Raw genomic sequence first — 1030 nt, forward strand, 5'->3', positions numbered from 1 at the left:
TCCTCCGAAACGTATCTGCCACCTCATATTGCTGAAGCATATCAATACTTCCATTATAGCTACTCCAACAATTGACACCACCCGTCACCTCGGTCGAGAATGCCAAATCAGACAAGAGGGTATTACATTCATACCACTCCCCCAACGGCACCCACTGCATAGCGAGCAGGGATTCCTGATTGTTATTGTTCTTATACTTGAAGAGATCTTCGTAGTTTGTCATCAAGTCCAACCCACTATTCTCACACACATCACTGGCATATTGACGGGCAAGTTCTAAATCACCTTCATCACGCGTACCACCATTGTTCCAGCCCGAACGTGCCAGATAAACCTTTGCCAATATCCCTTTTGCCGCCCACGATGTAGCCCGTCCTTTATCACTCTGCTCCGACAAATTATCGACGGCGTAATTCAAATCATTAATAATAAACTGAAATACATCTTCTTCACGATTGAGCGGACGAACGGGATTGTCAACCAACTTCTGGTTATCTTCAATGAGAATCACCGGGCCCCAAATGCGCAACATATAGAAGTATGCACATGCACGCATCAACCGGGCTTCTGCAATTGCCTTTGTCTTGGCAGCTTCGCTCACACTCCCCTGTGTCTGCATCTCTACCGCATTGATTACAGAGTTCGCCATCGTTACTACCGAGTAGAATCCACTCCATGCACCCGACAGATTTTCATCCAAAGCTGTCACTTGGAAAGTAACAAACTGCGGATAATTCCAGGGACTGTACATATCATTGGCACGCCCGCTACCGATAGGAACGATGGAACGTTGATTGTAATCAAACCATGCCCGATTGTAAAGCGGAGCGGTGGCTGCTTCTAACGCTTCGTCAGAAGTATAAAATGTAGCGTCTACATAGTTTCCTTCCGGTGCTCTATCCAGAAAACTGTCACTGCATGCTGTAAACAGCAGGGCGGTAGTTGCTATTACTAATAATTGACTTTTCATAAATATTCTCATTATTTGTCAGGTTAGAAACTAAGGTTAAGTCCGAAAGTATAAATCCGT

Annotated in this window: 1 protein-coding gene; it reads right to left on the bottom strand. The window is 45.0% G+C overall.

The window, feature by feature from the left end; all coding sequences use genetic code 11:
• Positions 1-970: RagB/SusD family nutrient uptake outer membrane protein (locus AB5935_RS28115; RefSeq protein ID WP_368328118.1), on the bottom strand; the 970-nt coding region annotated here is incomplete at its 3' end.
• Positions 971-1030 lie beyond the last annotated feature (60 nt).

The sequence above is a fragment of the Phocaeicola sp. RTP21198st1_B8_RTP21198_201120 genome, assembly GCF_040929485.1.
Lineage (GTDB): Bacteria > Bacteroidota > Bacteroidia > Bacteroidales > Bacteroidaceae > Phocaeicola > Phocaeicola dorei.